Genomic DNA, 6,541 nt, shown 5'->3' with positions numbered 1-6,541 from the left:
AGGATGCCGCGATGACCGACTTCGACCCCACTGATTACGACCCGCAGACCGTCGCCATCCGCCATGGCTACCAGCGCACGCCCGAGGGCGAGCACTCCGAGGCGATCTTCCCGACCTCGAGCTTCGTGTTCGGCTCGGCCGCGGAGGCCGCCGCGCGCTTTGGCGGCGAGAGCCCGGGCAACATCTACTCGCGCTTTACCAACCCCACCGTGCGTACCTTCCAGGACCGTCTGGCCGCGCTGGAAGGGGGCGAGGCCTGTGTGGCCACCGCGTCCGGCATGTCGGCGATCCTCGCGACCATGATGGGCCTGCTGAAGGCCGGCGATCACGTCGTCTGTTCGCGCTCCGTGTTCGGCACCACTACCGTGCTGTTCAACAATTACCTCGGGCGCTTCGGCGTGGAGGTGACCTACGTCGAGCTGTCGAATCTGGAGGCCTGGGAGGCCGCCACACAGCCCAATACCCGGCTGTACTTCTGCGAGACGCCGTCCAACCCGCTGGGCGAGGTGGTGGGTATCGCCGCGCTGGCCGACATCGCGCACCGCCACGACGTGCTGCTGGCGGTGGACAACTGTTTCTGCACGCCGGCCCTGCAGCGCCCGCTGGATCTGGGTGCCGATATCATCATCCACTCGGCAACCAAGTTCCTCGACGGCCAGGGCCGCTGCCTGGGCGGCGCGGTGGTGGGCGACACCGAGCGCGTGGGCAAGGACGTCTACGGCTTCCTGCGCACGGCCGGGCCGACGCTGTCGCCGTTCAACGCCTGGGTGTTCCTGAAGGGCCTGGAGACGCTGTCTCTGCGCATGCGCGCGCACAGCGACAACGCGCTGGCCCTGGCGCACTGGCTGCAGGCCCATCCGAAGGTCACGGCGGTGCATTACCCGGGCCTGCCGGATCACCCGCAGCACGCGATCGCGAAGCAGCAGCAAAGCGGCTTTGGCGGGGTGCTGAGCTTCGAGGTCGCTGGCGGGCGCGAGGCTGCCTGGTCGGTGATCGACGCCACCCGGTTCCTGTCGATCACCGCCAACCTCGGCGACGCCAAGACCACGATCACCCACCCGGCGACCACCACCCATGGGCGCGTGGACCCGGACAAGCGCGAGGCCCAGGGCATTACCGAGGCCCTGGTGCGGGTCGCGGTCGGGCTCGAGGCCGTCGCCGACATCCAGCGCGATCTGGCACGCGGCCTCGACGCCCTCTGAGCCGACGACCCGAGCCCCACGGGCATGTCGCGAGCCTCGAACACCCAGCTCGGCCAGTCCCGGCGTCGCCGGCCGCGCTGGCGTGTCCTCCTGACGGTCGTGATCGGGTTCCACCTGCTGGGGTTCCTGTCTTCGCTGGATGCCCTGATGTCCACCCGCACGCCGCAGGGGGCGGTGGCCTGGATTGTTTCGCTGAACACGGTGCCCTATGTGGCCGTGCCGGCCTACTGGGTGTTCGGCGCCAGCGAGTTTCGTGGCTATGTCGTGGCGCGCCGCGACGAGGACTCCAGCCTGGCCCGCGCACTGCAGCCGAAGACCGAGGAGCTGTGGTCTCACCAGTACGTCGCGCAAGCACCGAGCAAGCACCTGGATGGTGTACAGCAGCTCGCCCGCTGGCCGTTCCTCCACGGTAACGAGGTCGAGCTGCTGGTGGACGGCGAGGCGACCTTCGAAAGCCTCTTTCGCGGCATCAAGCAGGCCGAGCGCTACCTGCTGGTGCAGTTCTATATCGTGCGTGACGACGCGATCGGGCGCGAATTCCAGCGGCGGCTGGTGGAGCGTGCCGAGGCCGGCGTCGACGTCTATTTCCTGTATGACGAGATCGGCAGCTACGGCCTGTCCGGGAGCTACCTGGACACCCTGCGGGAGGCGGGCGTCCATGTGCAGCACTTTCACTCCACCCGCGGACGCGGCAATCGCTTCCAGCTGAACTTCCGCAACCACCGCAAGATCGTGGTCGCCGATGGCGAGCAGGCCTGGGTCGGCGGGCTGAACGTGGGCGACGAGTACCTGGGCCGCGATCCGGCAATCGGTACCTGGCGCGACACCCACCTGCGTATTGCGGGGCCGTCCGCCCTCGCGTTGCAGTCGGTCTTCCTGGAGGACTGGCACTGGGCCACCGAGGCGGTCCCGGAGCTGGAATGGAAGCCGGCGACCATGGCGGAGGACGGGGTTCCGGTGCTGATCCTGCCCTCCGGTCCGGCCGACGAATTCGAGACCGCCAGCCTGATGATGCAGCAGGCGATCCATGCGGCCGAGCGTCGCATCTGGATCGCCAGCCCCTATTTTGTGCCGGACGAGGGCGTGCAGGGCATGCTCAAGCTGGCCGCACTCAGCGGCGTCGACGTGCGCGTGCTGATCCCCGAGGTCACCGACAACCCACTGACCACGCATGCGGCCTATGCCTTCCTCGGGCCGCTCCTGGACGCCGGCGTTCGCGTCTACCGCTATCAGGAAGGCTTCCTGCACGGCAAGGCATTCGTGGTGGACGACATGGGCGCGGCCGTGGGTACGGTGAACCTGGACAACCGCTCGTTCCGGCTGAATTTCGAGGTCACGGCACTGGTGCTGGACCCGGCCTTCGCCCGCGAGACGGCACGGATGTTCGAGGCGGACTTTTCCCGTTCGCGCGAGACGACCCGGCAGGACGTGGACGACTTGCCACTCTGGCGCCGGGTGGCCGCGCGCGCCGCCTATCTGCTGGCACCGGTGCTGTAACGTTCCGGGCGGTGTCCGTGCGGCTTGATCGGCGTCATGTGGAGACGGGTCGCCGGTGCTAGACTTGTACCCGGAATACGTTTTCGAGGCCTGTCCGTGTCGCGAACCCTGCACCACTTGCTGACCCTGCTGATCGCCGCCGCGCTGCTCGCGGCGCCGGTGGCCAGTGCGGGGATGCTGCACGGGGACCCCGGACCGGAAATGGCCGCGCAGGGCCACTGTCCGGACCAGGGCGCTGGCTCGCATTCGGACGCTCCCGCGATCCAGGTCGAATCCTCGACCTGCGAGATGCCGTGCGCGGTTTGCGGTATCTGCGCGGTTTCGGCCCTGCCCTCCAGCGGGACCCTGCCGGTCACCGCCGAACTCTCGAGTCCCGTTCCGGGTGTCGTGGCCATGGCCCCCGATGCCCGCGCGGGTCCGGACCTGCGCCCTCCTCTCTGAATTCTCCCCGGTCGGGCAGCCGTCCGGCTCCGGGCGACGCGCCAGTCGCTCCTTTGGTGCGCCGATGTGCGCATCGCCGTTGTATCTACGTCCCCGGGAGGACTACACCATGATGGGTGAACAAGGTTTTGGCTGGATGGGCGGCATGGGTCTGGGAGGAGGCCTGATCGGGCTCCTGGTCCTGGTGCTGCTGATCCTCGGGATCGCCGCGCTGATCAAGTATCTGTTCGGTGGCCGGTAAGGAGTCACGCGATGACGACGTCAGAAACGAAGGCGGCGAATGCGCGCGAGGCGGTGGTAATCGTCCCCGGCATGGGGTCGGACCACTGCGCGGGCATCGTGCGCGCGGCGCTGGAAAAGACCCCGGGGGTGGCCTCGGTGGGGACCAATATTGCCCGCCATAGGGTGACGGTGGGGTATGACCCCGACCAGGTCGACCCGCAGGGGCTGCGCGCCGCGGTGGAGGGCGCCGGCTACGACGTCGCACAGGTCGAGGGCGAGGCCGGGGCCGGGGGTCCCGTTTCGGTGCGGCTGGTGGTGCCGGGCATGGGCTCGGATCACTGCGCCGGCATCGTGCGCGCGGCGATCGAGAAGCTCGACGGGATCGAATCCATCCGCACCAACATCTCGGATCACCGGGTGACGGTGGAGGTGACGCCTGAGGGGCCCGATGGCGAGGCCCTGCGCGCGGCTGTAGAGGGGGCCGGCTACGACGTGGCGGCGGTGGAGACCGACGACGCCGCCAGCGAGGCAGACGACGCGGCGATCGACGCCGCCTACGTGAAGCAGGCCTGGAACCGTCTGTGGTTCGCGATGGTGCCGACCATCGCGGTCATGGTCCTGATGATGCCGCACATGTTCTGGCAGCCGATCCCGGGCTATCTGCTGATCATCGCGTTGCTGGCCTTCCCGGTGGTGTTCCTGGCGGGGGGCGCGGCCACGCATCGGTCCGCCTGGCGTTCGCTGAAAAGCGGCAACCTGAACATGGACGTGCTGATCTCCATGGGCTCGCTGCCACCCTACCTGATTGGACTGGTCGGTTTCGTCTATCCGATGACCTCGTTCATCGAGATGGCCGCGACCATCATGGCCTTCCACATGCTCGGGCGCTATCTGGAGTACCGCGCCAAGGGCGAGGCTTCCTCCGCGATTCGCAAGCTGCTGGACCTGGGTGCGAAGACCGCCCGGGTCGAGCGTGATGGCGAGGAGGTCGAGGTGTCGGTCAAGTCGCTCCAGGTGGGCGACGTGATGATCGTGCGCCCGGGCGAGAAGGTGCCGACCGATGGCGAGGTGGTGGTCGGCGAAAGCACCGTGGACGAGTCCATTGCCACCGGCGAGTCGGTCCCGGTGGACAAGGGCGAGGGCGACACCGTGCTTGGCGCCACCCTGAATCAGCAGGGGCGGCTGAAGGTGCGCGCGACCCGCGTCGGGGCCGATACCTTCCTGTCGCAGGTAATCCGCCTGGTCAACGAGGCGCAGGGCTCGCGCGTGCCGGTGCAGGAACTGGCGGACCGCATCACCGCGCGCTTCGTGCCGGCCGTGCTGGTGATCGCGCTGGCCGCGTTCGCGGCCTGGCTGGCGTTCTCCGGGGCGTTGCAGCCGATCCTGGTCTGGGGCGAGGGCTTCCTGCCCTGGGTCGATTCCGGGCGCCCGCCGCTGGTGCTGGCAATCCTGGCGGCGATCGCCGTGCTGGTCATTGCCTGCCCCTGTGCGCTGGGGCTGGCCACGCCCACAGCGCTGATGGTCGGTTCCGGCATGGGGGCCGAGCGCGGCGTGCTGATCCGCTCGGGCTCCGCGATCCAGACCCTCAAGGACATTGCGGTGATCGTGCTCGACAAGACCGGCACCATCACCCGGGGCAAGCCGGCGCTGACCGACGTTATCCCGGCCGATGGCTTCGACGAGTCCCGCGTGCTGCGGGCCGCGGCGGCCGTGGAGGCCGGTTCCGCGCACCCGCTGGCCGACGCTATTGTGCAGGGCGCGCGGGACCGGGAGCTGGAGGTCACCGAGGTCGAGCAGTTCCAGTCCCACACCGCGCGCGGTGTGGAGGCCCGCCTGGACGGCGAACGTGTGCTGGTGGGCAGCCAGCGCCTGCTGGAGGAGCAGGGTCTGGATCCGTCGGCCCTGCTGGGCTCCCTGCGGGAACTGGAGGATGCCGGCAAGACCGCGATGCTGGTGGCCATCGGCGACCGTCCGGCCGGCATTGTCGCGGTCGCCGACACGCTCAAGGAAGAATCGCAGGCCGCGATCGAACAACTGCATGACCTCGGTATCCGCTGCGTGATGGTCACCGGCGACAACGAGCGCACCGCCAATGCGGTGGCCGCCCAGGTGGGGATTGACGAGGTTCGTGCCGGGGTGCTGCCGGAGGGCAAGGTCGAGGCCATCCGCGAGCTGCAGCAGCAGTACGGCGAACACGTGGCAATGGTCGGCGACGGCATCAACGACGCCCCGGCCCTGCAACAGGCGAACGTCGGGATCGCGATCGGTGCCGGCGCCGACGTCGCGATCGAGGCCGCGGATGTGACGCTGGTGCGCGGGGAGCTGACCAAGGTCGTCGAAGCCGTCCAGCTGTCGCGGCTGACGTTCCGCAAGATCGTGCAGAACCTGTTCTGGGCCTGGGGCTACAACTCCGCCGCGATCCCGATCGCCGCGGCCGGGCTGCTGCACCCGATGATCGGTGTGGTCGCGATGACCGCCAGCTCGCTGTCGGTGATCGGCAATTCCATTCTGCTGCGCCGGAGCATGCCGGCATCCCGTACTGGAGAAAAGTAATGATGAAACGACGTCAGTTTCTGGGGCTGGCCGCGGCGCTCCCCGTGATCACCACATTCGGCGGCTGGAGCCTGTTCAACCACGCGGTGTCCGCCCCCCGGTTCGACAATGCCCTGTTTCTGCCCGGCGCGGACGGCCCGTTTGCGGTGCTCGCACCCAACGAGCCGTTCACCCTGGTCGCGGAGCAGGGGTGGCTGCCGGTGGCGGGGCGCGAGGAGACCCCGTTCCTCTGGTACCGGACGCAGATGAACGGCCATGAATATCAGAATCCGATCCTCTTGTTGCGCACCGGCGATGAACTGGACGTGACCCTGGATAACCAGCTCGACGAGGGCACGATCATCCATTGGCATGGCCTGCATGTTCCGGGGCGGGTGGACGGGCATCCGATCCATACGGTCGACCCCGGAGAGCAGTACGAATACCGCTTTAAAGTGACTAACCGTGGCGGTACCTACTGGTATCACACCCACGCCCATCACCGGACCGCGCGTCAGGCCCACCAGGGGCTGGCGAGCTTCCTGCTGGTGAGCGACAACGACCACGAGGCGCTGAACGAGGCGCTGGGGCTGGAACTCGGCAAGACCGACCTGCCGCTGGTACTGCAGGACAAGCACTTCGACCGG

6 protein-coding genes are annotated in these 6,541 nt (G+C 68.2%); all 6 read left to right on the top strand.

Annotated elements, in window-relative coordinates; all coding sequences use genetic code 11:
• Positions 1–11: 11 nt before the first annotated feature.
• The gene (locus ACESLR_RS11150; protein ID WP_373024915.1) at positions 12–1,202 is read left to right on the top strand and encodes an O-succinylhomoserine sulfhydrylase; all 1,191 of its coding nucleotides are present in this window, start codon (positions 12–14) and stop codon (positions 1,200–1,202) included.
• 24 nt (positions 1,203–1,226) lie between these two features.
• Positions 1,227–2,699 (top strand): cardiolipin synthase, encoded by a 1,473-nt coding sequence (cls, locus tag ACESLR_RS11145; RefSeq protein WP_373054163.1) that lies wholly within the window; start codon positions 1,227–1,229, stop codon positions 2,697–2,699.
• 96 nt (positions 2,700–2,795) lie between these two features.
• Positions 2,796–3,140: a hypothetical protein gene (locus ACESLR_RS11140; RefSeq protein WP_373024917.1), complete on the top strand. Its 345-nt coding sequence runs from the start codon at positions 2,796–2,798 to the stop codon at positions 3,138–3,140.
• Positions 3,141–3,249: 109 nt separating this feature from the next.
• The gene (locus ACESLR_RS11135) at positions 3,250–3,381 is read left to right on the top strand and encodes a hypothetical protein (protein WP_373024918.1); all 132 of its coding nucleotides are present in this window, start codon (positions 3,250–3,252) and stop codon (positions 3,379–3,381) included.
• An 11-nt stretch (positions 3,382–3,392) separates the two neighbouring features.
• Positions 3,393–5,915: a heavy metal translocating P-type ATPase gene (locus ACESLR_RS11130; protein ID WP_373024919.1), complete on the top strand. Its 2,523-nt coding sequence runs from the start codon at positions 3,393–3,395 to the stop codon at positions 5,913–5,915.
• Positions 5,915–6,541, top strand: a 627-nt coding sequence (locus ACESLR_RS11125) for a multicopper oxidase domain-containing protein (RefSeq protein ID WP_373067403.1), incomplete at its 3' end; no start/stop codon positions are given. The genes ACESLR_RS11130 and ACESLR_RS11125, both read left to right, overlap by 1 nt.

The organism is Thioalkalivibrio sp. (assembly GCF_041685615.1).
GTDB lineage: Bacteria > Pseudomonadota > Gammaproteobacteria > Ectothiorhodospirales > Ectothiorhodospiraceae > Thioalkalivibrio.
The sequence above is the reverse complement of the archived record's forward strand: the minus strand, read 5'-3'. Positions and strand labels throughout refer to the sequence as shown.